Genomic DNA, 24,968 nt, shown 5'->3' with positions numbered 1-24,968 from the left:
GAGCATAGACGCTCCTGCATGAGTTACCGTTAACAATTTTATACAAAATTTCGCAACAACGTATTGCCATTGTTGCTTTATCAGCCATTTTAGGATGAAGCCGCCATAGAAAACCGAAGATAAGTCGCTACGCTTATTGCACAAACACGAAGAAGAATGAGGTTGTCGTGGACAAAATAGAAAACGAGAAAATCGACAAGCACAGTGATGAAATCGAAGTCGAGAGCGATGAAAAAAAGCGCGGTGAGAAAATAGAGCTGGATGAAGAGCGTCTTCCTTCGCGGGCGATGGCTATTCACGAGCATATCCGCCAGGACGGGGAAAAAGAGCTGGAGCGCGATGCCATGGCGCTGTTCTGGTCGGCAATCGCAGCGGGTCTTTCTATGGGCGCTTCGCTGCTGGCTAAAGGAATATTCCATGTGCAGCTTGACGGTATCCCCGGCGGGTTTTTACTGGAAAATCTCGGCTACACTTTTGGTTTTATTATCGTCATCATGGCGCGCCAGCAGCTGTTTACCGAAAATACCGTTACCGCTGTGCTGCCGGTGATGCAAAACCCGGGCTGGGTCAATTTCGGGCTGATGGCACGCCTGTGGGGCGTGGTGCTGCTGGGAAACCTGGTGGGCACGGCAATTGCGGCGTGGGCGTTTGAGTATATGCCTATCTTTGACGAACAGACGCGTGATGCTTTCGTCAAAATCGGTATGGATGTGATGAAAAACACACCGGCGGAGATGTTTGCGAATGCGATAATCTCCGGCTGGATTATTGCAACCATGGTGTGGATGTTTCCCGCTGCGGGTGCGGCAAAAATTGTGGTGATCATTTTGATGACCTGGCTTATCGCGCTGGCGGATACCACGCACATTGTGGTGGGCGCGGTAGAGATTTTTTACCTGGTGTTTAACGGTACGCTGCACTGGAGCGAATTTATCTGGCCTTTCGCCCTGCCAACGCTTGCCGGAAATATTTGCGGCGGCACCTTTATCTTTGCCCTGCTCAGCCACGCGCAGATCCGTAACGATATGATTAATGCACGCAAAGCTGAAGCGAAAGCCAAAGCGCAGGAGCAACAGCGCGATAAAACGGAAAAAAGTGCATAAACGGTGACGCTTTAACCATCTGGCGGCTTTGAGTCTTAACGTGGCGCGTAAATAACGTTATACTCCTGCCGCCTCGTCCCCTTAGTTAAATGGATATAACGAGCCCCTCCTAAGGGCTAGTTGCAGGTTCGATTCCTGCAGGGGACACCATTTCCAGGCTTAAAAACAGAGCCGCTTTGCAAAACCCCCTTTCTCCTGATGAGCCTCACGCGATCAGTAAGCCGAAACGCAGTCGTAACGTGACGCCGCACCAGACTTCCCCGCTCCTTATACCCAGGCGTTTTTTGATATAAAAGCATTCATGTTTTATATATATTTTACTTGATTATTCCATGAAGTAATTATTTCAAAATCTGACCTTTGGCAGAGGCTATACACCCTGGTAGCGTCTGCCCATAAATATCCATCTAACGTTGCGACAAAGACAAGTTTTTATATGTTTACTACGAGTTGTTTTAGAAGCAGATCAACCTATCGCGTGGCAGCAGCTAATCCCCAGGAAATGGCGACCCCCTCAGCGAATCAATTAAGAGTTTCAGGCAATCTTAAAAAGATTATAAATACGTCTGAGACGTTGATTGGGCAAACAATTAACCCGCATTATGCCGTGAAGACGTTAGATAAAGTCGCGTACGATGGTTTCGGCAGGGTCCTTGCTTTTAAAAAACCGCTGACTCAATCAGAGTCCAGAAAATTAGCCGAAAATATTATTATTTCGCTAACAGCCACACCGGAAAAAATTAACGCAACGATCAGAACACCGCAAGAGTGCTTATTTAAAATTGCCACAATTATAATAAAAAATAATATCCCGAAAAACAATAAACAAAATATTTTATTCCGTATCAAGGATATGTTTTTAGTCGGTGGTGTAAAACCGTCATCAATCCATTGGTTAAAAAATATCATCAAAATGCAGCTTCCCCACAACGCCACGTTGCAAAGCGAGGTCAACGAAGCTGTTAAATCGCTGGAAAAACAACTCTATGTGACTAAACATAATGACAACTATTATGGCCGTATGTTTGATAGCGAACTGGCGCAAGTCATTGTTGATAAGCCCTCTCCTGAGATGAAAAGAAACACCGCAATCATCAAAAGCATTATTATTGATGATTTTAATCAACTGAGCCACAGTGCACGCAAGCAGCTTTGCAAGGACATCCACCGTAATCTAATAAACGATCCCGCAACCTGGCGCTCAGAGATCCCGGAAGTAAAAGCGTATTTAAGTAAGAGCACGCCTAAGAATCTCTTACGCATGGTAAACAGCAACTCCCCTATTAAAGACTTGCTCGTCATGCACCTGCTGGTGAAATACCTGCGGTTCTCTCCGAGTTTTTATAATATGATGTGCGAAGGCGCAGAATTATATTCCAAAGTCATTAAACCGCAACGTACACTGGAAAAGACGTTAATTAAAGACATTGTAAAAAGCAGCAGAACAGGGATTCAGCTGCAATACCAGATGAGTTCGCCGCAGACCAAAAAAACCGGCGAAAGGCCTATTGACCGATACTCCCTGCCGGTTATCCAAATTACTGACCATAATCGCCTGGCGTTGCTCACTGAAAGACCTGTCGCTATTGGTATGTCAGGAAGTTCTAATATATTAAATCAACTGTTTGTCATTCTGGATAAACATGTGGAAGCGTTCGATATTAAGCACGCACATTTATTTGCAGCCGCCTTTTTAACCCATAGCGGCGGTCACTCTTTTAACGAGGCCTACACCGTCTTTAATTATACGGATAATGAATCCTTCAAACCCATTGCGTACACGTCGCTGGGCGCTCATGATCCTTTTGCTCAGAATGCTATTGATCATGCTTATAATAAGGTAGTGGCGGCAGCCATGGCATTATAATCTGCTAAGCAAGCCCTCCGGTGAGGGCTTGCTGCGGGTGCTTTATAGCTTACTGGAACCCACATTCAGACTGCGCCCACGCAGGCCGCATGCATACCACACCACCGTCAACAACCCCAACCATACCAGCCCGGCGATAAGCGCGACCCGCGTTGCCTCCACGGTGCCCAGCACAATAATCACCAGCGCCATAAACAGCAATGTCAGCACAGGGGCCAGCGGCCAGAACGGAACAGGAAACGCTATCGATTCACGCTCCCGCGCCGTCATACTGCGGCGCATGGCAAAATGCGACAGCAAGATCATCAGCCAAACCCAGACCGTGGCAAACGCTGCCAGCGAGGCAATCAGCACAAAGACCTGCTCAGGAATCAACCAGTTGAGTATAACCGCCACCAGCAGCGCCGCGCCCATGACCAGCACCGTCATCCAGGGCACACCATTACCGGCAATGCGCAGGAAACTTTTAGGTGCCATGCCCTCTTTTGCCATGCCATACATCATGCGACCTGCGCCGAAAATATCACTATTGATGGCAGAAATGGTGGCGCTGATAACGATTATATTCAGGATATTCGCAGCGGCCGGGATCCCCAGCGAGCTGAAAATCACCACAAAGGGACTGCCTTGCTGCCCGATACTGCTCCAGGGGAAAATCGCCATCAGGATCAGTAAGGTACACACATAAAACAGCACGATGCGCAGCGGGATCGTGTTGATAGCCTGCGGGATCACTTTCTGCGGATCGCGCGCTTCTGCGGCGGTAATACCGATAATTTCAATCCCCCCAAAAGCAAACATCACAATCCCTAATGAAGCGATAACGCCCCCCCAGCCGTTCGGCGCAAAGCCACCGTGCGCCCAAAGATTATCCAGCCCGGTGGCCGGAAAGGCATGGCCAAAGCCGAAAAAGATAATGCCCGCGCCTGCGGCAATCATGGCAATAATCGCCGCCACTTTTATCAGGGACAGCCAGAATTCCATCTCGCCGAAAATACGTACATGGCAAAGATTCATGGCGCCAATAAAGCAAATGATGCTCAGCACCCAGATCCAGCGCGGTACATCGGGATACCAAAGTCCCATATAGATGCCGAAGGCGGTGACATCCGCCAGGCAGACAATGATCATCTCAAAGGTATAAGTCCAGCCGGTAATAAACCCGGCGAGCGGCCCGAGATAGTGGCGCGCATAGCTGCCAAACGAGCCGGAGACCGGGTTACGCACCGCCATCTCGCCCAGCGCGCGCATAACGATAAAAACCGCCGCGCCGCCAAGCAAGTACGCCAGCAGTACGGCAGGCCCTGCGGTCTGGATTGCGGCAGCAGAACCATAAAACAACCCGGTACCGATGGCAGAACCGAGCGCAATAAAGCGGATATGGCGCGCGTTAAGCCCGCGCAGCAGGTGAGGAGTATGTTGCATTTGCGAATGTCCTGATAATTATTCTGGTGACGGCAAAAATGCGTGCAGAGCGGCCAGGAGATGTACCCCTGGCCTGGATACAGAAGCTGCGATAATGCGTTCTCAGGTCACTATCGCTGGCAGAAGTTGCGTCAGATGACGCGCAGCCAGCAGCGCCGTTGCGTTTTCAATATCGGGGGCGAAATAGCGGTCTTTATCGTAATGAGGAACATGCTCGCGCAGGAGATGGCGGGCGCTTTCAAGCGTTGGGCTGGAGGCGAGTCCTTCGCGCATATCCAGCCCCTGGCAGGCCGCCAGCCATTCTACGGCAATCACGCCACGGGTATTGGCCGCCATCTCCCACAGGCGGCGGCCTGCGGCGGGGGCCATCGAAACATGGTCTTCCTGGTTTGCCGAGGTTGGCAGGCTATCCACGCTATGCGGATGTGAAAGCGCTTTGTTCTCGCTCGCCAGCGCCGCCGCCGTTACCTGGGCAATCATAAAGCCTGAGTTGACGCCGCCATTTTTCACCAAAAAAGGCGGTAGCTGGGACATATGGCTGTCCATCAGGAGCGCAATTCGCCGCTCCGCCAGCGCGCCGATTTCCGCGATTGCCAGCGCGATGTTATCCGCGGCCATTGCCACCGGTTCCGCGTGGAAGTTGCCGCCGGAAATCACTTCGTTTTCGGCAGCGAAGACCAGCGGGTTATCCGATACGGCATTCGCTTCTGCCAGCAACACCTCTGCGGCATAGCGTAGCTGAGTCAGGCAAGCGCCCATTACCTGCGGCTGGCAGCGCAAGGAGTAAGGGTCTTGTACTTTGTTGCAGTTCTGATGCGATTGGGCAACCGCACTGTTGTCCGTCAGTACATGGCGGTACAGCGCTGCCGCATCTATTTGCCCGCGCTGACCGCGCACCGCGTGGATACGCGCATCGAACGGGCGGCGTGAACCGAGCGCCGCTTCGGTGGTTAACGCGCCGCACACCACGGCTTGTGCAAACAGGTCTTCGGCTTCAAACAACCCGCGCAACGCAAAGGCAGTGGAGGTTTGTGTGCCGTTGAGCAGCGCCAGCCCCTCTTTTGCCGCCAGCGTCAGCGGCGCCAGACCGGCCTTTTTCAGCGCGTCGGCGGCGGGCAGCCACTCTCCCTGCCAGCGCGCTTTGCCCTCACCAAGCAGGGTCAGGGACATATGCGCCAGCGGTGCCAAATCACCAGAAGCCCCTACCGAACCTTTCGCCGGGATCCACGGGTAAACGCCCGCATTGACCATCGCGACCAGCAGCTGGATAACCTGCAAACGAATGCCGGAAAACCCGCGCGCCAGGCTATTAATCTTCAGCACCATAATCAGGCGCACCATCGCATCGTCCAGCGGTTCACCCACGCCTGCCGCATGGGAAAGCACCAGCGAGCGCTGTAAATTTTCCAGATCGTCGTTCGCGATGCGCGTTTGCGCCAGTAGGCCAAAACCGGTGTTGATGCCGTATGCGGTACGTCCCTGCGCCATGATAGCGTTCACGCAGGCGACGCTTTCGTTGATGGCGGCAAACGCGCCATCATCCAGGGTAAGCTGAAGTGGCTGGCTGTAAATTTCACGCAGTTGCGAAAGGCTCAACTGGCCTGGAGTCAGGGTGATATTTTTCATGTTAGCGGCGCTCCTGAGTGGCGGCGATCATGGGAAGATTGAGCCCCTGTTCGGCGGCGCACTCAATTGCAATGTCATAGCCTGCATCAGCATGGCGCATCACACCAGTTGCCGGATCGTTATGCAGCACGCGGGCGATACGTGCTGCCGCTTCATCCGTGCCGTCGCAGACAATTACCATCCCGGCATGTTGTGAGAAGCCCATGCCGACGCCGCCGCCGTGGTGCAGCGACACCCAGGTGGCTCCGCTGGCGGTATTCAGCAGCGCGTTGAGTAACGGCCAGTCGGACACCGCATCGGAGCCATCGCGCATTGCTTCGGTTTCACGGTTAGGGCTGGCGACCGAGCCGGAATCCAGGTGATCGCGGCCTATCACTATCGGCGCGCTGACTTCGCCGCGCCGCACCATCTCATTAAATGCCAGCCCCAGTTTTTGCCGCCATTCCAGCCCGACCCAACAAATGCGCGCCGGTAATCCCTGGAAACTGATGCGCTCACGCGCCATATCCAGCCAGTGGTGGAGGTGTTTGTCATCGATAAGCTCTTTGACTTTGGCGTCGGTTTTATAAATATCCTGCGCATCGCCTGAGAGCGCTACCCAGCGAAACGGGCCAATGCCGCGGCAGAATAACGGGCGGATATACGCCGGAACAAAGCCTGGAAAATCAAACGCGTTATCCACGCCCATCTCTTTGGCCATCTGGCGGATATTGTTGCCGTAGTCAAAGGTTGGAATGCCTTGTTGATGGAAGGCCAGCATCGCGTTGACATGCTGCGCCATCGTGCGTTTCGCCGCCAGTACGGTTCCCTGCGGGTCCGATTCCGCCCGGCGCTGATACTCCTCCCAGCGTAAACCTTGCGGCAGATAACCGTGCAGCGGATCGTGGGCGCTGGTCTGATCGGTCACCATGTCCGGGCGCACGCCGCGCTTAACCAGCTCCGGCAGAATATCTGCTGCGTTAGCGCACAGGGCAATCGACACCGCCCGGCCTTCGGCGGTGTATTTTTTGATTCGTGTCAGCGCATCGTCCAGCGAGCTGGCCTGCTCATCCACATAACGGGTACGCAGACGAAAATCGATACGGCTTTGCTGGCACTCAATATTCAGCGAGCAGGCACCGGCAAGCGTGGCGGCCAGCGGCTGCGCCCCGCCCATCCCGCCAAGCCCGGCGGTCAGCACCCAGCGGCCTTTCAGTTCACCGTTATAGTGCTGGCGGCCTGCTTCGACAAAGGTTTCATACGTGCCCTGCACAATGCCCTGGCTGCCAATATAGATCCAGCTTCCGGCGGTCATTTGGCCATACATCGCCAGGCCCTGCGCATCAAGCTCGTTAAAATGCTCCCAGGTCGCCCAGTGCGGCACCAGGTTAGAGTTCGCAATCAGCACGCGCGGCGCATTGTCGTGGGTTTTGAACACCCCCACCGGCTTGCCGGACTGCACCAGGAGCGTCTCATCCTGTTCCAGCGCTTTCAGCGCTTTGACGATGGCGTCATAACATTCCCAGTTACGTGCCGCGCGACCGATTCCGCCATACACCACCAGCTCGTGCGGGTTTTCTGCCACCTCAGGGTCGAGGTTATTCATTAACATGCGCAGCGGCGCTTCGGTGAGCCAGCTCTTCGCGTTCAGCGTGGTGCCGCGTGGCGCACGGATCTCCTGCTGGCGGTGTTTGGTTTGCGACATCGTGGTTTTCTCCTGACGAACGAAATAGACGTGTATAAACACATATACTTGTCTATACAATTACAGGCAAGCCAGGATTTAACATAAATGATACAATTTTATTATATTGCGTCAGCAATCACGCTTTTTAGTCATGCCGCTATCAGGAGCCAAAATGCCCCTGCAGACGGTAGCGGGAACCGGGGAAAAGCAGGCTGGCGTGGGAAACAATATGCGAGGTAGACCAGGTACGGCGGCGGATAAGCAGGCAAGGATCGTGCTCTTTAATCTGCAACAAGCGGCACTCGTCCGGCGTTGCCAGCACCGCCTCAACGATATGTTCGCCTTCGGTTAATGGCGCAACCAGCGACAGGTAAGCATGCGGCGTGGTTTGGGTGTAATCCTGCTGCAAATAATCCGGCACAACGGCGGCATTGACGCTGCGATCTTCTATCTGTACCGGGATGTCATTTTCAAAATGCACCATCCGGGAATGATAAATCCGCGTTCCCTCGTCAACATCCAGCGCCGTCGCCTGGGTGAAATCCGCACGCGTTTCTTCCAGCAGCAGCACTTCACAGCGATGCTGGTGATGGCGTGCGGCGATTTCATCGGCAATGCTGCGGATCTCAAACAGCGCCGACTGGCCTTTCGGCTCCGCAACAAACGTGCCTACGCCCTGCAAACGCACCAGCAACCCCTCGTCCGTTAGCTCACGCACCGCCCGGTTTATCGTCATACGGCTAAAGCCAAACTGCGCGACCAGTTCAGCTTCGGAGGGAATGCGATCGTGCGGCTGCCAGATACCGGCGTAGATTTTTTCGCAAATAGCCTGCTTCACTTTTTCATAAAAGGGCACCGGCGCATTAGCCGGTGCGGGGCGGGAGCGAGGCGAATACATAACGCGAAGGTTCCTTATCAATGAAAAGCAATTTTGCCCGAGTATAACCTGATTTATACCCGCCACCAGTGGGCAATCTGCCAGGCCAGCCGTGCGGCGGCTTTTGCCCCCTGCCCTGCAATATCGAACTGCGGGTTAAACTCCACCAGATCGACCGCCTGTAATTTGCCGCTGCGGCACAAAGGTTCAACGATGCGTAACAGTAACGCCAGCGGCACCCCGAGCGCTGCCGGAGCCGACACGGCGGGCATTTCGTAACCGGGAAGCACGTCCAGATCGATGGTTAACCAGAGCCTGTCATAGTGGGCGATATTGCGCGCTATCTCCGGCAGAACCTGCTCCTCAAAAGCATGCAGTACGCTCAAATCCTCTATTACCCGGACATTCAGGCGCGCGGCCTCATCCCACAGCGCCTGGGTGTTCGCCGCGAGGCTGGCACCAAAACAGCTGTAGTGGAAACCACACCTTTGCGCCTCGCAGTGCTGCGCCAGCTGGCGAAACGGCGTGCCGGAGCTGGCGCGCGGGGAGATTCGTAAATCAAGGTGCGCATCCAGGTTGATAATGCCCACCTTCTCATCAGGAAAAGCATCGAGGATGGCCGAGCCGTGACCAAAAGCCGTTTCGTGACCGCCGCCGAACACCAGCGTGCGCATCTGCGCCTGCTGGCAGGCAAGTGCCGCATCATGCAGCGCCTGCTGCGCGGCTTCGAGCTGTTCTGCTTGCGCACAAATGTTGCCCATCTCCACCAGCTGAGGGTGCCCGGCCTGGCTTGCCATATTCGCCAGCGCTTTACGCAGCGCATCCGGCCCTTGTGCCGCCCCCGCGCGCCCCTGGTTACGCTTAACCCCTTCGTCACAGGCAAAACCTAACAGCGCAATCCTGCCCGGATAGCGTTCAGGAACAAAACCCTGCGGCTGCGTAATGGTTTGAAATACGCGTAAGGCATTGGCGGCTTCGCTGCGATCGTCGCGCCCTTGCCAGCATGAGCTATCGACCGGATGCCAGAGGTTCATAGACTTACCTCACCGCGAAATACGCGGCGAAACAACGGATTGCGCATCGGCTCATAGACCATTTCCACCGGGTGCTCCGCATCCCAGACCACAAAGTCCGCAACAAAACCGACCGCCAGCTGACCATGTGTATGCTTGCGACCCAGCGCTTGCGCCGCATGGCGCGTCACGCCCAGCCAGGCTTCTTCCGGCGTCAGGCCAAATTGCACGCAGGCCATATTCATCGCCAGATGCAGGCTGGTGAAAGGGCTGGTGCCAGGATTAAAATCTGTGGCGACCGCCATCGGCACCTGGTAGCGCCGCAGCAACTCCACCGGCGGTTTCTGTTTTTCGTTAAGAAAATAGAACGCGCCGGGTAACAGCACCGCCACCGTGCCGCTCTCGCGCATGGCCGCCACACCCGCTTCACTCAGATACTCGATATGATCGGCAGAAAGCCCCTGATAGCGGCTGACCAGTTGCGCGCCGCCGAGCGATGAAAGCTGCTCGACATGGCCTTTCACGGGAATGCCTTTCGCGCGCGCGCTTTGAAATACCCGCTCCGCTTGCGCCGGGCTGAAGCCCACGTTTTCGCAAAACACATCGACCGCTTCGAAAAGCCCGTCCTGCCATAAACGCGGCAAAATCGTCTCGCAGACCAGCGCAATATAACCATCCGGGTCGTCTTTATATTCAGGCGGCGTAGTGTGGGCGGCAAGCAGCGTGCGGCTGACCTCTATCGGGTTGGTCTTCGCCAGGTTGCCCGCCACGCGCAACATTTTCTCTTCACTTTGCATATCCAGACCGTAGCCGGACTTGATCTCCACGGTCGTTACGCCTTCACGCATCAGCCGTACCAGGCGCGGAAACGCCAGGCATTCGAGTTCGATGTCGCTGCTGTGGCGCGTCGCATGTACGGTTGCGTTGATGCCGCCGCCCGCCGCGCTAATTTGCTGGTAAGACGCGCCCATCAGGCGCTGCTCCCACTCCTGGGCGCGGCTGCCGCCGAATACCAGATGGGTATGGCAATCGATCAGCCCCGGCGTTACTAATCGCCCCTCTAAATCAATGCTGCGCGAATTATGCGCAGGAATTGCATCAACAGGAATAACGGCGCGGATACGGCCATCGCGCACGATCAGCGCATAATCATCCAGCAGGCCATAGGGTTGCGATTGCGACGGGTCCAGGGTGGCCAGGCGTGCGTTACGCCAGACGCAGTCATCAGCGGTCAGTTCAGTCATGGTGTTTGCTTGTCATGGGTTGTATAGACATTTATTTGTATTATGCATCTGTTGTCAATAAAGACTCACCATTATGTCTGGCGAACGCGATGCCGGACGGCAGTTTTTTGCGCCGTTTTTGCGCATTCTGTGAGCAATGTCAAAAAATTACCCCTGGAATTCAAGCGGATATGAAGCGTTTCAGCTAATGATGAAAAGCGTCGCCGACGAGCAATTTATTTAGCAGTGAAATTAATGTGTCGCCAAAGCACGACACATTGTAAGTCACTAAAATTAAATAGGAAAAAGACGCTTGCGAGGCGAAAAAATTAAGCGTACATTAGCGCCGTTTGGTGATGAATTCACCGGAATTCTGAGGCGTAGCTGCGGCACAAAAAGAGATAATTCTCATTTTAGTCTGATCACAGTTTCACCTCTCTATACTCAGGTCATAAATGCATACTCTTGCGTATGTGGAGCGTTGAACGTGAAATATTTCTTTATGGGCATTTCGGTGATGGTTATCGTGTGGGCCGGCACGTTCGCACTGATGATCTAAGCATTGATGCAAAAACAGGAGCCTTCTGGCTCCTGTTTCTTTTCTTGTCTGGCAGCATTCTCGCTTTTACGGTTCGATATCTTCCAGCGCGCTTTTTTGCGACGCAGGCAACAGGCCGTCGGCGCGGAACATGGCTTTTATCCCCCGCACCGCCTGACGGATGCGATCGCGGTTCTCAATTAAGGCAAAACGCACGTGCGTATCACCATAGTCGCCAAAACCGATACCGGGCGAGACGCACACTTTCGCCTCTTGCAGTAGTTTTTTAGCAAACTCCAGCGATCCCATTTCAGCGTAAGGTGCCGGGATTTTCGCCCAGACGTACATCGACGCTTTCGGCACATCCACCATCCAGCCAGCTTCGTGCAAGCCTTTTACCAGCACATCGCGGCGGCGCTTATACTGCGCGGCGATATCGCGCACGCACTGCTGATCGCCTTCCAGCGCAGCAATCGCGGCCACCTGTAAAGGGGTAAATGTGCCGTAGTCATGATAGCTCTTGATACGTGCCAGCGCGTTGACCAGCACCGGGTTGCCGACCATAAAACCGATACGCCAGCCCGCCATATTGTAGCTTTTTGACAGGGTGAAAAACTCAACCGCCACATCTCTGGCACCGGGCACCTGCATGATTGAAGGCGCTTTCCAGCCGTCATAGACGATATCGGCATAGGCCAAATCATGAACCACCAGCACATCGTAGCGCTTCGCCAGCGCCACCACTTTCTCGAAAAACTCAAGTTCCACGCACTGCGCGGTTGGGTTCGACGGAAAGCCCAGAATCATCATTTTCGGTTTCGGATAACTTTCACGAATCGCACGTTCCAGCTCGTTAAAGAAATCCACGCCTTCGACCAGCGGCACGGAGCGTACCTGCGCACCGGCGATCACCGCCCCATAAATATGAATCGGGTAACTCGGGTTTGGTACCAGCACCGTATCGCCATGATCCAGCGTCGCCAGCATTAAATGCGCCAGCCCCTCTTTTGAACCAATAGTGACAATCGCTTCCGTCTCCGGGCAGATATCCACCTGGTAGCGATCCTTATACCAGTGGGAAATGGCCCGGCGCAGGCGCGGAATGCCGCGTGAGGTTGAGTAGCCGTGAGTATCCGGTCGCTGTGCAACGGTGCAGAGTTTCTCGACAATATGCGCAGGCGTTGCGCCATCCGGGTTGCCCATACTGAAATCAATAATATCTTCGCCACGGCGACGCGCGGCCATTTTCAGTTCAGCGGTAATGTTAAAGACATACGGGGGGAGACGATCGATACGCGTGAAACGACGTTCAGGACTGAAGTCAGCCATAGATTCCTCGGATTAACGTGAGCGCCCGGACCGTCCGAGCGACGCCGCTGCAAGTGCAGCATCTTTAGAACATAGCGTGAAAAAATTGAAACTGTCGAGGAGAAAATGCAAAAAGAGTGACCAACATAAAAAGCGGAACTCTGCCTGAGATAAAAAAAAATCCGCGAACCATTTTCAGTCAATCACACTCTTTATTTTAACAAACCGATATCATTGCGATTACTGAGATTCTGCTTTGCTCGCGCAGACGCTCCTGTACTCTTTCAACGCTTTTTAATCCCCTTTTGGAAAAGTGGTTTTTCCTCATTCAGTCAGTAAATACGTTGACTGGTCAATAGCGCCGGGGTTTTTTATTATGGCGCTTTGATGCTACCGACAAGAGTCTCCCGTGCACGAAATATTTACTATGCTGCTGGCGGTTTTCGACCGCGCCGCGCTGATGTTGATCTGCCTGTTTTTTCTGATTCGCATCCGCCTGTTTCGCGAACTGCTGCACAAATCTGCCCACTCAGCGAAAGAGCTGCTGGCGGTTACCGCTATCTTCTCTCTGTTTGCGCTATTCAGCACCTGGTCCGGCGTGCCGGTAGAAGGATCGCTGGTCAACGTGCGCATCATTGCGGTGATGTCTGGCGGAATTCTGTTCGGGCCGTGGGTCGGTATTATCACCGGTATTATTGCCGGGACGCATCGTTACCTGATTGATATTGGCGGCGTGACGGCGGTGCCATGCTTTATTACCAGCATTATTGCGGGCGTGATGTCCGGCGTTATTAACCGAAAAATTCCAAAAGCGCAGCACTGGAAAGCCGGGATTATCGGCGGAATGATTTGCGAGTCCCTGACCATGATTCTGGTCATTTTCTGGGCGCCCTCCACCGCGCTTGGCCTTGATATCGTATCGAAAATCGGTGTACCGATGATTCTGGGCACTGTCTGTATCGGCCTTATAGTGCTGCTGGTGCAAAGCGTCGAAGGGGAAAAAGAGGCTATCGCCGGTCGTCAGGCCAAACTGGCGCTGGATATTGCGAACAAAACGCTGCCGCTTTTTCGTAACGTCAACAGTGAATCCCTGCGTAAGGTCTGCGACATCATCCGCCGGGATATCGATGCCGATGCGGTCGCTATCACCAACGTCGATCGGGTGCTGGCCTACGTGGGGGTCGGGGAAAATAACTATCGCGACAGTAATGATATCCTCAGCCCGACCACGCATCAGGCGATTAATACAGGTACAATTATCATTAAAAACAATGATGAAGCGCACCGAACTCCTGAAATTCACTCGATGCTGGTTATCCCTCTGCGCGAGCAGGGCGTGGTCACCGGTACGTTAAAAATCTATTACTGTCATGCGCACCAGATAACATCCTCGTTGCAGGAAATGGCGGTCGGTCTGTCGCAAATCATCTCGACACAGCTGGAAGTTTCGCGCGCCGAGCAACTACGGGTGATGGCGAATAAAGCGGAACTGCGCGCGCTGCAAAGTAAAATCAACCCGCACTTTTTGTTTAATGCGTTAAACGCAATCTCTTCTTCCATTCGCCTGAATCCGGACACCGCCCGGCAGTTGATCTTTAATTTGTCGCGCTATCTGCGCTATAACATTGAATTAAAAGACGATGAACAGATCGATATCAAAAAAGAGTTGTACCAAATCAAAGACTATATTGCGATTGAACAGGCCCGTTTTGGCGACAAGCTGACGGTTATTTATGACATAGATGAAGAAGTGAGTTGCCTTATTCCCAGCCTGCTTATTCAGCCGCTGGTTGAGAACGCCATCGTGCATGGCATCCAGCCGTGTAAAGGAAAAGGCGTGGTCACCATCTGCGTGGAAGAGTGCGGTAATCGGGTGCGCATTGCCGTGCGGGACACGGGCAACGGTATCGCGCCGGAGATGATTGCCAGAGTCGAAGCCGACGAGATGCCGGGGAATAAAATTGGCCTGCTGAATGTGCATCAGCGCGTAAAATTGCTTTACGGCGAAGGATTGCATATCCGCCGTTTAACGCCTGGCACAGAAATCGCTTTTTACGTGCCGCGAAAATCCGTCTCGCCCACCGCCACCTTGTTGCCTTAACCGGGAGAAGTCGATGAAAGCCATCATTGTTGAAGATGAGTTTCTCGCCCAGCAGGAGCTAAGCTGGTTGATAAAAGAGCACAGCCAGATGGAGATTGTCGCCTCGTTTGATGACGGCCTCGATGTACTGAAGTTTCTGCAAAACAATAAAGTTGATGTGATTTTCCTGGATATCAATATCCCGTCACTGGATGGCGTTATGCTGGCGAAAAACATCAGCCAGTTCGCCGAAAAACCCTTTATTGTGTTTATCACCGCATGGAAAGAGCACGCGGTGGAAGCCTTTGAACTGGAAGCGTTTGACTATATTCTCAAACCTTACCAGGAGTCGCGGATCATCAGCATGCTGCAAAAGCTGGAAGCCGCCGGACAGCCGCAATCCACGCAGGTTGCCAGCCCAGCGCCGCGAGAAAACGCCACTATCAATCTGGTGAAAGACGAGCGCATTATCGTTACAAGCATTCATGATATTTATTATGCTGAGGCGCATGAGAAGATGACCTTCGTGTACACGAAGCGGGAATCCTACGTGATGCCAATGAACATTACGGAGTTTTGCAGCAAATTACCGCCCGCCCACTTCTTCCGCTGCCACCGTTCGTACTGCGTCAATCTGGATAAAATCCGCGAGATAGAACCCTGGTTTAACAATACCTATATTTTACGGCTGCGGGACCTCGATTTTCAGGTGCCCGTCAGCCGCAGCAAAGTGAAAGAATTCCGCCAGTTAATGGATCTTTAGAGATAGTAACCCAGGGTCTGGCGCAGGTGTGCGCCGGAGCCGAGCAGGCCAGGGTTATCGTGCACAATCAGATACACCGGGATGTCCTGAACGTAGGATTTAAAGCGCCCTTTATCCTCAAACCCACCGCGAAAACCGGACGCGGTGAAGAAATCCAGGAAACGAGGAACGATGCCACCGGCGATATAGACCCCGCCAAAGGTGCCGAGATTCAGCGCCAGGTTGCCGCCAAAACGGCCCATAATCACGCAAAACAGCGCCAGGGCGCGGCGGCAATCGGTGCTGCTGTCTTCCAGCGCTCGCCCGGTGATATCTTTCGGCTGCAGGTTTTCCGGCAGACGACCGTCGGCTTTGACAATCGCGCGGTATAAATTGACAAGCCCAGGACCTGAGAGCACACGCTCGGCAGACACATGGCCTATCTCTTCGCGCAGCACCTCCAGGATAATCCCCTCTTCTTCACTGTTTGGCGCGAAGTCCACGTGACCGCCCTCGCCCGGCAGGCTGACCCAGCGTTTATCCACATGCACCAGATGCGCGACGCCAAGACCGGTACCCGCGCCATAAACAGCAATCGGCTTGCCATCGACAGGCTCGCTGCCGCCGAACTGGATAAGATGCTCTTTTTTCAGCATCGGGATAGCCATCGACACCGCGGTGAAATCGTTGATTATCTCAAGATGAGCAAAGCCCAGATTTTTTTTCATCTCGTTGATAGAAAATGCCCAGGTATGGTTGGTCATTGCCACCCAGTCACCGGTTATGGGGCACGCTATCGCAATACAACCTGCTTCGACGCTAACATCATGCTCCTGGAGATACACCTGTACCACGGCTTCCAGGCTTGGATAATCAAGGCCGGAGTAGGTTTTGGCCCGGGAGATGTCACCACTGTCGACATCGCACAACGCCAGACGCGTGTTCGTGCCGCCCACATCCCCCACTAAAGCATATTTAGTCATTCTTTTACGGCTCCGCTGAAGTCAGAATATTTCTTTGGCACACTGTAAATTCAAGGCGCTTTAACAACAACGACCATATCACGAGTACCCCAGGATTATCGATCTTCGTCACAGATTAACCGTATCGTTTCAGCCCATTCTCACTGATGGCTATTTCGCGATCCCAAAGCCTGCGTGACGTCGCGCAGGAGTGCGGGAAGATCGGCTTTCGGCAACATCACTTCAATCAACGCCAGTCGGTTATGACGTTCAGCGGCTTCCAGCGCCTGCGCGAGTTGCACCGTTTCGTTAACCCGCCAGCACTCGGCCTGGCAGTTGTGGCTGAGCGCGTGGGGCAAATGCGTCCAGTTCCAGCGTGCGATGTCATTATAGCGTTGTTGCGCGCCGTGAATGGCGCGCTCGACGGTATACCCGTCATTATTCAGCAGTAAAATAATCGGTCGCAGCCCATCACGTAGCATCGACCCCAGCTCCTGAATGGTAAGCTGTGCTGCGCCATCACCGGTGATAAGGATAGTTCGACGCGCCGGAAACGCGGTCTGCGCGCCAAAGGCGGCGGGCAGGCAAAAACCTATCGATCCCCATAAAGGCTGGACAAGAAAGTCGACCTGCGCGGGCAAGCGCAACGCCGCCGCGCCAAACGCAGCGGTGCCCTGGTCGGCCAGAATAATATCGCCGGGGCGAATAAATGCCTGTACGGTATGCCAGAAACTCGCCTGATCCAGTATGCTCTGCTGCTGATGCGCTGGTGTCGCAGGTGCCTCCGGCTTCGTTAGCGCGTTGCGGGGTTTGCTGCGACATACCGAAATCAGCACGCTCACCGCCTCGTACATCGCAACGCCGCTGAACCATTGCTGACCCACACGCGCGGCAAACGGCTGAATATCAATCGTCCGCTCATCCGGTAACTGCTGGGTAAAACCGGCGGTGAGCGTATCGCTAAAGCGCGCGCCGACGCAGATAATCGTATCCGCCTCTTCGATAGCTTTACGCACCGGCTTTTCACTCGCGCCACCGCTGTAAGTGCCCACAAACCCATCCTGCGTTTCATCAAACAGCCCTTTTCCCATTAACAAGGTGGCGTGAGGAAGGGGGCAATCTTTCATCCACTCTTGCAACAGAGCCTGCACGCCAAAGCGGTGTGCAAGGAAATCTGCCAGTAACGCTATACGCGGGCTGCGTGAAAGCATCTCTTCAACACTGCGGCGAAACGCGTCCAGACGCGCGTTCGGTCTCTGCGGGGTAACGGATGCCAGAGCTGAGTCTGGCGGCGTGGCGGGAAGTTTTGCCACATCAGCGGCCAGCATTAGATAACCCGGGCGTGACTCGGTCAGCATCGTACGGATAACGCGGTCAATTTCCTCGCAGGCATTTTGTGGCGTTAATATGGCGCGCGCCGCCGTGACCGGCTCACTCATGCGCCAGAAATGGTAGAAGTCACCATCGCCCAGCGTGTGGTGCAACAGTTCACCCCGCTGCTGAACAGCGCGGCAAGGGGCACCAACGATGTGCAATACCGGGACATATTCGGCGAAGCTTCCGGCGATACCGTTGATAGCGCTCAGCTCGCCAACGCCAAACGTGGTGAGCACCGCCCCCGCGCCCTGGCAACGGCCATAACCATCGGCGGCATAGGCCGCGTTCAGCTCATTGGCGCAGCCTACCCAGCGCACCGCAGGGTGCTGGATCACGCTATCCAGAAATTGCAGATTATAATCTCCTGGAACACCGAAGAGATGGTAGATTCCACAGCCAGCAAGTCTGTCCAGCAAATAATCGCCTACGGTATAGAGGGGTTGCATAGCATTTATCCTTAGAATAGTGGCGCTTATTTGAGTATTAGAGAACTGTGATAACTGTCCAGGATATAGTTAGCGATAGCGGTGGAAAGCAAGCTTTACGCGTCCCGGCGGTGTAAGCTGTTGAGTAGTGTGTAAACGTATACACTCACTCAATAAGGGACAACGGCATGGTTTATCAGGCAGATTCTGCACGTTATGAAAAGATGACTTACCATCGCTGCGGCAACAGCGGTTTGAAGCTTCCGGCCATTTCGCTCGGGCTGTGGCACAACTTCGGCGACACGACTTTACTGGAAAATAGCCGCCAGCTTCTGCGCCACGCGTTTGACCTCGGCATTACCCATTTCGATCTGGCCAATAACTACGGCCCCCCGCCCGGCTCCGCTGAACGCAATTTTGGCCGCATCTTGCAGGAAGATTTTCACAACGTGCGCGATGAGCTGGTCATCTCCAGTAAAGCCGGTTACACCATGTGGGACGGCCCGTACGGTGACTGGGGTTCGCGCAAATACTTGATTGCCAGCCTCGATCAGAGCCTGCGGCGCATGGGGCTTGAGTATGTGGATATTTTTTATCATCACCGCCCGGACCCACAAACACCGCTTGAGGAGACGATGCGCGCGCTGGATCATATCGTGCGCCAGGGGAAAGCGTTGTATGTCGGGATCTCGAACTATCCTACCGAACAGGCGCGCCAGGCTATCGATATCCTTAACGATCTTGGCACGCCGTGCCTGATTCATCAGCCGAAATACTCCATGCTGGAGCGCAGCGCTGAAGCCGGGTTGTTAGATCTGCTGCAGGAAAAAGGCGTCGGCAGTATTGCTTTTTCCCCGCTGGCGGGTGGGCAGCTCACCGATCGTTATCTGCACGGTATTCCGACAGACTCCCGCGCAGCCAGCGCGAGCCGTTTTTTGAACCCGCAGCAGATAACCGAAGAAAAAAGAGCGCTGGTGGAGGCGCTAAATACGCTTGCGCAAAAACGTGGGCAGAAGCTTTCGCAGATGGCGCTGGCCTGGGTGCTGCGCAACAATAACGTGACGTCGGTGTTGATTGGTGCCAGTAAAACCAGCCAGCTGGATGATGCGGTGGGAATGCTGGCAAACCGCCAGTTTAATCAGGCCGAGTTAGCGGAAATCGACACGCTTCTTAGCGCAGTGAAATAGCAAAATTTAGCAAAAAGTGCTGTCCTTAACGATTTAGGAGTTGCGCCACTAATACGGAATTTAACGGCCTCGTAATATTACTGTAACAGGCCTTTTGGCCCGATCGTGAAGGAGAAAATTATGTTCAGGTCACTGATTCTGGCAGCAGTGTTAATGGCTTCAGCACCGCTTGTCGCTCATGCTGGCGAAATCACCCTGTTGCCGTCCGTTAAATTGCAAATTGGCGATCGCGACCATTATGGTAACTACTGGGATGGCGGGCGCTGGCGCGACCGTGATTACTGGGGCCGCAACTATGAGTGGCGCGGCAATCGCTGGCATCGACACGATCGCGGCCTGCATCGCGGGTGGGATAACCGTAAGGCTTATGAGCGCGGCTACCGTGACGGCCGACACGATCGTCACGAGCATCGTGGTAAGGGGCGAAGCCACCATCACTAACAGGCCATTATTAACAGAAAGGAGCGCATGCGCTCCTTTTCTTATATGCCGGTGATAGAGCCAATCAGCAGCCAGGCATTCAGGGTCACGACCAGTATAACAATCAGCCAGCCGGTGCGTTTCACCAGCGGGGTGTTCACCAGCTCCCCCATTATCTGGCGGTTACTGGTGAAGACCAGCAGCGGCACCAGCGCGAGCGCGATACCAAAGCTCAGTAACACCTGGCTCAGCACGAGGATGCGCGTCGGGTCCAGCCCCAGCCAGATAACAATAAAAGAAGGCAGCATTGTCACGACACGACGCACCCACAGCGGAATATGGAAGCGCACAAATCCCTGCATCACCACCTGGCCTGCCAGGGTGCCGACCACCGTGGAGGAGAGTCCTGCCGCCATCAGACTGAGACCAAAAATTGTCGCCGCCGCATGGCTTAATAACGGCTCCAGCGTTAAGTAAGCCTGATCGAGATCCGCAATACCGGTATGACCATTAAAATGGAATGCCGCTGCCGCCGTTGCCATCATCGCCAGGTTAACAAACCCGGCAATCGTCATGGCAATGCCGACATCCCATTTCGTTGCGGAGTAACGCTCCTGCTGCGATCCTTTATGCAGATGCTGCGTCAACGATGAGTGCAGGTAGATAACATGCGGCATAATCGTTGCCCCCAGAACCCCGGCGGCAAGGAACACCGCTTCGGTGCCGGACAGGGTCGGGATAACCATCCCTTTCGCCAGCTCGGCAACTTTCGGCTGCGAGAAGATAAGCTCCACGATATACGCCGCAGCAACAAACAGCAGCAGCCCGCCAATCACTTTTTCCAGCGGTTTTTGCCCACGCCGTTGCAACATCAGGATAAGGAAGGTGGCAATCCCGGTCAGCACCGCGCCCTGTAATAAACTCACGCCGAGCACCAGTTTAAAACCGATGGCCGCGCCGATAAATTCCGCCAGATCGGTTGCCATGGCGATGATTTCCGCCTGCACCCAATAAAACCACACCAGCGGGCGCGGATAGCGGTCGCGTATCTGCTCTGCGAGGTTTTTCCCGGTCGCAATACCCAGCTTGGCTGAAAGCAGCTGGATCAGCATCGCCATCAGGTTAGCCCACACGACCACCCACAACAGCTGGTAGCCGAATGTCGCCCCCGCCTGAATATTCGTGGCAAAGTTACCGGGATCGATATAGCCAATCGCCGCAATGAACGCGGGGCCCATTAACGCGAACCGGAGCTTGCGCGCGGCCCGCCCGCTGCCACTCTCTACGCGACTATTGTTCATTTTTTGCTCCCAAATATAGCCTTTGCTATGTTTGATGCTAGCAAAATGCGAATGATTATCAAGATCATTTGTTAGCGTTTTACCTGATTTATTTGATAGCCAGAAACAATAGAGGGACCAAAAAGTTAAGAATGGTGACCACGGCAACAGGAATAGCCGCCGCGTTATGTTAATAGTTTAGCAGCTAAAGTTAACTTTACATACCGCCTCATAACATAAACCAAATGTATAGTTGATCGCTAATTTTGAGACGGGTCACAGGACTTTAATATAGTGTGGCTTTGATCTCGTTTTCTTTTAGCTTGTTACATAGAATGTGCACGAAATTTCTACTCGTCTCATATTTGGAGCAAACATGTCCCGCGTTTTGCACTTTGTTCTGGCGCTTGCCGTTGTCGCGCTGCTTGCATTGCTCGTGAGCAGCGATCGCAAAAAAATCCGTATCCGTTTTGTTATTCAACTGCTGGTGATTGAGGTTTTACTGGCGTGGTTCTTCCTGAACTCTGACATTGGCCTGGGCTTTGTCAAAGGCTTCTCGGAGATGTTTGAAAAACTGCTCGGCTTCGCTAACGAAGGTACCAACTTCGTGTTCGGTAAGATGAATGACGAAGGTCTGGCCTTCTTCTTCCTGAAGGTCCTGTGCCCGATAGTCTTTATTTCTGCGCTGATTGGTATTTTGCAACACATTCGCGTGCTGCCGATTGTTATCCGTGCGATTGGTACGGTGCTGTCGAAAATTAACGGCATGGGTAAGCTGGAATCGTTTAACGCGGTCAGTTCACTGATCCTGGGGCAGTCAGAAAACTTTATCGCCTATAAAGATATCCTCGGCAAAATGTCCCGCAACCGCATGTACACCATGGCCGCGACCGCTATGTCGACGGTATCCATGTCTATCGTGGGTGCGTATATGACGATGCTGGACCCCAAATATGTGGTCGCCGCGCTGGTGCTTAATATGTTCAGCACCTTTATTGTGTTGTCGCTTATCAATCCCTACCGCGTGGATGCCAGCGAAGAAAATCTGCAAATGGCTAACCTGCATGAAGGTCAGAGCTTCTTTGAAATGCTCGGTGAATACATTCTTGCGGGCTTTAAAGTGGCAATTATCGTTGCGGCGATGCTGATCGGTTTTATCGCACTGATTTCCGGCCTGAATGCCTTGTTTGCCGCCGTGCTCGGTATCTCCTTCCAGGGGCTGCTGGGTTATATCTTCTACCCTGTTGCATGGGTGCTTGGTGTACCGGCGCATGAGGCGTTACAGGTGGCCAGTATTATGGCGACCAAACTGGTCTCTAACGAATTCGTGGCGATGATGGATCTGCAGAAAATCTCTGCAACGCTCTCGCCGCGTGCAGAAGGGATCCTGTCCGTGTTCCTGGTCTCTTTTGCCAACTTCTCTTCTATTGGTATCATCGCCGGGGCGATTAAAGGCCTGAACGAAGAGCAAGGCAACGTGGTTTCACGCTTTGGTCTGAAACTGGTGTACGGCTCAACGCTTGTGAGCGTGCTGTCTGCGGCCATTACCGCGCTGGTTATCTAATCGTCACAAGGCATTAAAAAACCGGGAGCTTTCCCGGTTTTTTATTCCGGCAACGGCTGCGGTTTACCGAGCAAATAGCCCTGCAAATAGTCGACACCTGATCGCAACAATAGCTCGCGCTGCTCGGCGTTTTCCACATATTCGGCGACAACCGACAGGGATTTCGCCTTCGCCAGCTCGCAAATCGCCTTCACAATCATCGCATCCTGCGCGTCCTGCAAAATATCCCGCACAAAACAACCATCGATTTTAATGATATCTGCCTGCAGTTGTTTCAGACGTTCAAAGTTGGAGTAACCGGTCCCAAAGTCATCAATCGCGATTTTGAAACCTGCCGCGCGCAGTTGCTGGATATTGCGCATATTTGCTTCCGAATCCGAGAACACCTGTTCTTCGGTGATCTCAATAATCACCTCCTTCGGCGTTACGCTGTAGCGTTCAAACAATTTGAGCAGTTGCTGAACGAAATCTTTTGACATAATGGTCATCGGCATCAGATTGACCGAGAAGCGCGCATAGTCGCTGGGGCGCGGGTGTGCTTGCATCCATCGCAATAAACTCTCGACCACTTGCATGTCAAAACGACTGCTCAGGTTAAATTGTGCGATAATCGGGATAAACTGGTCCGGCGTCATCAGCTCGCCATCGCTTACCAGTCGAGTGAGGATCTCCTGATACCCCTCCCCATTGCGATCTACAATAGGCTGGCCATATAGCGCAATACCGTTTTCATCCAGCGCCCTTTTGACTTTGTTCAGCAACAGAACACGTTCCGTTGTCTGGTCAGTAACCACTTGCAAACTGTGGGACAGCCCTAACAATTGATGCTCTGCGCTTGCCTCCTCGGAAAGCCAGCTAAGCTGCCCCAGCATTTGGTGCAGCGCCTCTCCGGAACCGCGTAGTTCCCCCCACGAAGCACCAAACTCAATATCCAGTTCAAAGTCATGCCAGAAGATATGTCGGCTATTAAGGAAATCAATAATATTGTGCAAGCGTGCCTGCGTATCCGACTCGTTCAATTTCAGCAGCAGTTCACTTCCCGGTAGCTGATAGATTTTCTCACCTTCCATTAATAGAGGCTTGAGATCCTGAGTGATGGTCTGTTTAACATATACACGCATCAGCAGGCCAAAATGCCGACTGAGGAACTCAACATTTTTCATATGTATGGAACAGACGATCCCACTGGGCCTCTCTTCAAGCTCTTTTTCAAACGCGCGCAGGTTGGGCAAACCGGTTAGCGGATCGGTCAACGCCTGCGCTTCCCAACGCTGCCTCAACCATTCGCTGCGGTTAAACATACGAGTCATATACAGGATGCTAACGTTAAAACAAATCAACACTGACATAACGAATGCCAGCGAGTAATCAGTATGTACACCATGCAGGAAATTATCGTTATAGGCCAATAGCATAAAAGCAGTTATTGCCCAGGTCAGCGTAATGAAAGTTAAATTTAGCCGATTAATCCCCAGCGTGAACCAAATAAAAATAACCGGAACAAGATAACCCGCTACATAGTCAGATTTATAAGGTAAACAAAGAATAAGAACCATAACAGCCAACGTTGCTACCCAGCCTAATGTAAATCGGCGATTTTTAGCTGATAGCACGGGTACAAACGTTTTTTGCCAGAACACACGCGCAAACCGTGGACCAACGATCATCCGTAACAGGTAATAGATTACTCGGGCAAAAATCAGTACGGAACAAATTAAACTCTGGGTATCGATGATGGAATAGATAATCGAATCGGTACTAAAAAAATTCGCTAAATAAACAGGATAGTTAAACCATACGCCAGCAATATACATTGCGGTTTTTATACCTATGGGCACAAGAAAACAGAGCCACAGTATACGTATCCCCATATTTTTATTAGGAACACCATGTCGCCAACGTCTGCCCATCTGCCAGCGCATTAACCCGCAGACCAGAAATACCGGGAACAACTGGCAAACGAGCAGCACCGTGCCTTCGACCAGGTGTAAATTAAAATACCATTCGTTGATCAGCGCGAAACTTATGATTAATGGTAATATTCCATGGCGGCCGAATATTAAAAGAATCGCGATAACAATACAAAGGGGCAACCATGCGAGATAAACCTCACTGGAGTCAACAACTGCGCGCGGAGATAAATAGCGAGCAATGGGAATGGTCACCAAACACAGAATTAGTGCAAAGAAAAATTTTCTCACGAAATGGTCTTTTTTGAATTTCATCGGCAATAATAAAATGACCCGGTTTAAACAGATAAAAAGACCTCAAAATAATAGGTTTAT

General features: G+C 53.1%; 19 protein-coding genes and 1 tRNA gene. 9 read left to right on the top strand and 11 right to left on the bottom strand.

The features are described 5' to 3' along the window. Nucleotides 1–167: 167 nt before the first annotated feature. The 3 genes from ACTU3N_RS11990 to ACTU3N_RS11980 all read left to right on the top strand — a co-directional run bounded on the left by ACTU3N_RS11990 (nt 168) and on the right by ACTU3N_RS11980 (nt 2,970). Nucleotides 168–1,103 carry a formate/nitrite transporter family protein gene (locus tag ACTU3N_RS11990; RefSeq protein WP_443086355.1) on the top strand — a complete coding sequence of 312 codons (936 nt, stop codon included), beginning with the start codon at nt 168–170 and terminating at the stop codon, nt 1,101–1,103. 75 nt (nt 1,104–1,178) lie between these two features. Next, nucleotides 1,179–1,253: transfer RNA gene (locus tag ACTU3N_RS11985), tRNA-Arg, on the top strand. 352 nt (nt 1,254–1,605) lie between these two features. Beyond that, nucleotides 1,606–2,970, top strand: a complete 1,365-nt coding sequence (locus ACTU3N_RS11980; protein ID WP_443086354.1) for a hypothetical protein — start codon at nt 1,606–1,608, stop codon at nt 2,968–2,970. A 42-nt stretch (nt 2,971–3,012) separates the two neighbouring features. Here the strand turns inward: ACTU3N_RS11980 and ACTU3N_RS11975 are convergent, their stop codons facing one another. The 6 genes from ACTU3N_RS11975 to hutI form a co-directional block, all read right to left on the bottom strand. Further along, entirely contained in the window at nt 3,013–4,395 is a 1,383-nt protein-coding gene (locus tag ACTU3N_RS11975) for an amino acid permease (protein ID WP_443086353.1), read from the bottom strand. 102 nt (nt 4,396–4,497) lie between these two features. Then, complete coding sequence (hutH, locus tag ACTU3N_RS11970; protein WP_443086352.1) at nt 4,498–6,021, bottom strand: histidine ammonia-lyase; 1,524 nt, start codon at nt 6,019–6,021, stop codon at nt 4,498–4,500. A 1-nt stretch (nt 6,022) separates the two neighbouring features. Beyond that, nucleotides 6,023–7,705 carry a urocanate hydratase gene (hutU, locus tag ACTU3N_RS11965; protein WP_443086351.1) on the bottom strand — a complete coding sequence of 561 codons (1,683 nt, stop codon included), beginning with the start codon at nt 7,703–7,705 and terminating at the stop codon, nt 6,023–6,025. A 142-nt stretch (nt 7,706–7,847) separates the two neighbouring features. After that, nucleotides 7,848–8,585: a histidine utilization repressor gene (locus ACTU3N_RS11960; RefSeq protein WP_443086350.1), complete on the bottom strand. Its 738-nt coding sequence runs from the start codon at nt 8,583–8,585 to the stop codon at nt 7,848–7,850. Between the two features lie 53 nt (nt 8,586–8,638). Continuing rightward, nucleotides 8,639–9,598, bottom strand: a complete 960-nt coding sequence (hutG, locus tag ACTU3N_RS11955) for a formimidoylglutamase (protein ID WP_443086349.1) — start codon at nt 9,596–9,598, stop codon at nt 8,639–8,641. Further along, nucleotides 9,595–10,821: an imidazolonepropionase gene (gene hutI, locus ACTU3N_RS11950; protein WP_443086348.1), complete on the bottom strand. Its 1,227-nt coding sequence runs from the start codon at nt 10,819–10,821 to the stop codon at nt 9,595–9,597. The genes hutG and hutI overlap by 4 nt, the downstream gene beginning before the upstream one ends. A 466-nt stretch (nt 10,822–11,287) precedes the next feature. Here hutI and ypdK point away from each other — a divergent pair, with 466 nt between their 5' ends. Beyond that, nucleotides 11,288–11,359, top strand: coding sequence for a membrane protein YpdK (gene ypdK, locus ACTU3N_RS11945; protein WP_099458783.1), 72 nt, complete (start codon nt 11,288–11,290; stop codon nt 11,357–11,359). Nucleotides 11,360–11,425: 66 nt separating this feature from the next. Here ypdK and alaC read toward each other — a convergent pair whose 3' ends face one another. Then, nucleotides 11,426–12,667: an alanine transaminase gene (gene alaC / locus ACTU3N_RS11940; protein WP_443086347.1), complete on the bottom strand. Its 1,242-nt coding sequence runs from the start codon at nt 12,665–12,667 to the stop codon at nt 11,426–11,428. 388 nt (nt 12,668–13,055) lie between these two features. On the opposite strand from alaC, the gene ACTU3N_RS11935 reads away from it, so the two are divergent. Then, nucleotides 13,056–14,747, top strand: a complete 1,692-nt coding sequence (locus ACTU3N_RS11935; protein WP_443086346.1) for a LytS/YhcK type 5TM receptor domain-containing protein — start codon at nt 13,056–13,058, stop codon at nt 14,745–14,747. A gap of 13 nt (nt 14,748–14,760) precedes the next feature. Next, nucleotides 14,761–15,489 carry a LytR/AlgR family response regulator transcription factor gene (locus tag ACTU3N_RS11930; RefSeq protein WP_443086345.1) on the top strand — a complete coding sequence of 243 codons (729 nt, stop codon included), beginning with the start codon at nt 14,761–14,763 and terminating at the stop codon, nt 15,487–15,489. Here the strand turns inward: ACTU3N_RS11930 and glk are convergent. Together glk and ACTU3N_RS11920 are read right to left on the bottom strand one after the other, a co-directional pair. Further along, nucleotides 15,486–16,451, bottom strand: coding sequence for a glucokinase (gene glk / locus ACTU3N_RS11925; protein WP_443086344.1), 966 nt, complete (start codon nt 16,449–16,451; stop codon nt 15,486–15,488). The genes ACTU3N_RS11930 and glk overlap by 4 nt on opposite strands. A gap of 140 nt (nt 16,452–16,591) precedes the next feature. Then, entirely contained in the window at nt 16,592–18,253 is a 1,662-nt protein-coding gene (locus ACTU3N_RS11920; protein WP_443086343.1) for an alpha-keto acid decarboxylase family protein, read from the bottom strand. Between the two features lie 167 nt (nt 18,254–18,420). On the opposite strand from ACTU3N_RS11920, the gene mgrA reads away from it, so the two are divergent. Both mgrA and ACTU3N_RS11910 read left to right on the top strand, forming a co-directional pair. Further along, nucleotides 18,421–19,419 (top strand): L-glyceraldehyde 3-phosphate reductase, encoded by a 999-nt coding sequence (gene mgrA, locus ACTU3N_RS11915; RefSeq protein WP_443086342.1) that lies wholly within the window; start codon nt 18,421–18,423, stop codon nt 19,417–19,419. A gap of 120 nt (nt 19,420–19,539) precedes the next feature. Continuing rightward, nucleotides 19,540–19,860: a DUF2502 domain-containing protein gene (locus ACTU3N_RS11910; protein ID WP_443086341.1), complete on the top strand. Its 321-nt coding sequence runs from the start codon at nt 19,540–19,542 to the stop codon at nt 19,858–19,860. 41 nt (nt 19,861–19,901) lie between these two features. On the opposite strand, the gene ACTU3N_RS11905 is transcribed toward ACTU3N_RS11910, so the two are convergent. Further along, nucleotides 19,902–21,140: an Nramp family divalent metal transporter gene (locus ACTU3N_RS11905; protein WP_443086340.1), complete on the bottom strand. Its 1,239-nt coding sequence runs from the start codon at nt 21,138–21,140 to the stop codon at nt 19,902–19,904. 355 nt (nt 21,141–21,495) lie between these two features. Here ACTU3N_RS11905 and ACTU3N_RS11900 point away from each other — a divergent pair, with 355 nt between their 5' ends. Continuing rightward, the gene (locus tag ACTU3N_RS11900) at nt 21,496–22,683 is read left to right on the top strand and encodes a NupC/NupG family nucleoside CNT transporter (RefSeq protein WP_443086339.1); all 1,188 of its coding nucleotides are present in this window, start codon (nt 21,496–21,498) and stop codon (nt 22,681–22,683) included. Nucleotides 22,684–22,724: 41 nt separating this feature from the next. Here ACTU3N_RS11900 and ACTU3N_RS11895 read toward each other — a convergent pair whose 3' ends face one another. Continuing rightward, complete coding sequence (locus ACTU3N_RS11895; RefSeq protein ID WP_443086338.1) at nt 22,725–24,884, bottom strand: EAL domain-containing protein; 2,160 nt, start codon at nt 24,882–24,884, stop codon at nt 22,725–22,727. Between the last annotated feature and the right edge of the window lie 84 nt (nt 24,885–24,968).

It is taken from the genome of Vagococcus sp. WN89Y, assembly GCF_052220145.1.
Taxonomy (GTDB): Bacteria; Pseudomonadota; Gammaproteobacteria; order Enterobacterales; family Enterobacteriaceae; genus Kosakonia.
The sequence above is the reverse complement of the archived record's forward strand: the minus strand, read 5'-3'. Positions and strand labels throughout refer to the sequence as shown.

Coding starts and splice junctions, on each gene's coding strand:
- ACTU3N_RS11980 (WP_443086354.1), top strand. CDS start 1,606: ATGGCGACCCCCTCAGCGAATCAATTAAGAGTTTCAGGCAATCTTAAA.
- ACTU3N_RS11975 (WP_443086353.1), bottom strand. CDS start 4,395: ATGCAACATACTCCTCACCTGCTGCGCGGGCTTAACGCGCGCCATATC.
- hutH (WP_443086352.1), bottom strand. CDS start 6,021: ATGAAAAATATCACCCTGACTCCAGGCCAGTTGAGCCTTTCGCAACTG.
- hutU (WP_443086351.1), bottom strand. CDS start 7,705: ATGTCGCAAACCAAACACCGCCAGCAGGAGATCCGTGCGCCACGCGGC.
- ACTU3N_RS11960 (WP_443086350.1), bottom strand. CDS start 8,585: ATGTATTCGCCTCGCTCCCGCCCCGCACCGGCTAATGCGCCGGTGCCC.
- hutG (WP_443086349.1), bottom strand. CDS start 9,598: ATGAACCTCTGGCATCCGGTCGATAGCTCATGCTGGCAAGGGCGCGAC.
- hutI (WP_443086348.1), bottom strand. CDS start 10,821: ATGACTGAACTGACCGCTGATGACTGCGTCTGGCGTAACGCACGCCTG.
- alaC (WP_443086347.1), bottom strand. CDS start 12,667: ATGGCTGACTTCAGTCCTGAACGTCGTTTCACGCGTATCGATCGTCTC.
- ACTU3N_RS11930 (WP_443086345.1), top strand. CDS start 14,761: ATGAAAGCCATCATTGTTGAAGATGAGTTTCTCGCCCAGCAGGAGCTA.
- glk (WP_443086344.1), bottom strand. CDS start 16,451: ATGACTAAATATGCTTTAGTGGGGGATGTGGGCGGCACGAACACGCGT.
- ACTU3N_RS11920 (WP_443086343.1), bottom strand. CDS start 18,253: ATGCAACCCCTCTATACCGTAGGCGATTATTTGCTGGACAGACTTGCT.
- mgrA (WP_443086342.1), top strand. CDS start 18,421: ATGGTTTATCAGGCAGATTCTGCACGTTATGAAAAGATGACTTACCAT.
- ACTU3N_RS11910 (WP_443086341.1), top strand. CDS start 19,540: ATGTTCAGGTCACTGATTCTGGCAGCAGTGTTAATGGCTTCAGCACCG.
- ACTU3N_RS11905 (WP_443086340.1), bottom strand. CDS start 21,140: ATGAACAATAGTCGCGTAGAGAGTGGCAGCGGGCGGGCCGCGCGCAAG.
- ACTU3N_RS11900 (WP_443086339.1), top strand. CDS start 21,496: ATGTCCCGCGTTTTGCACTTTGTTCTGGCGCTTGCCGTTGTCGCGCTG.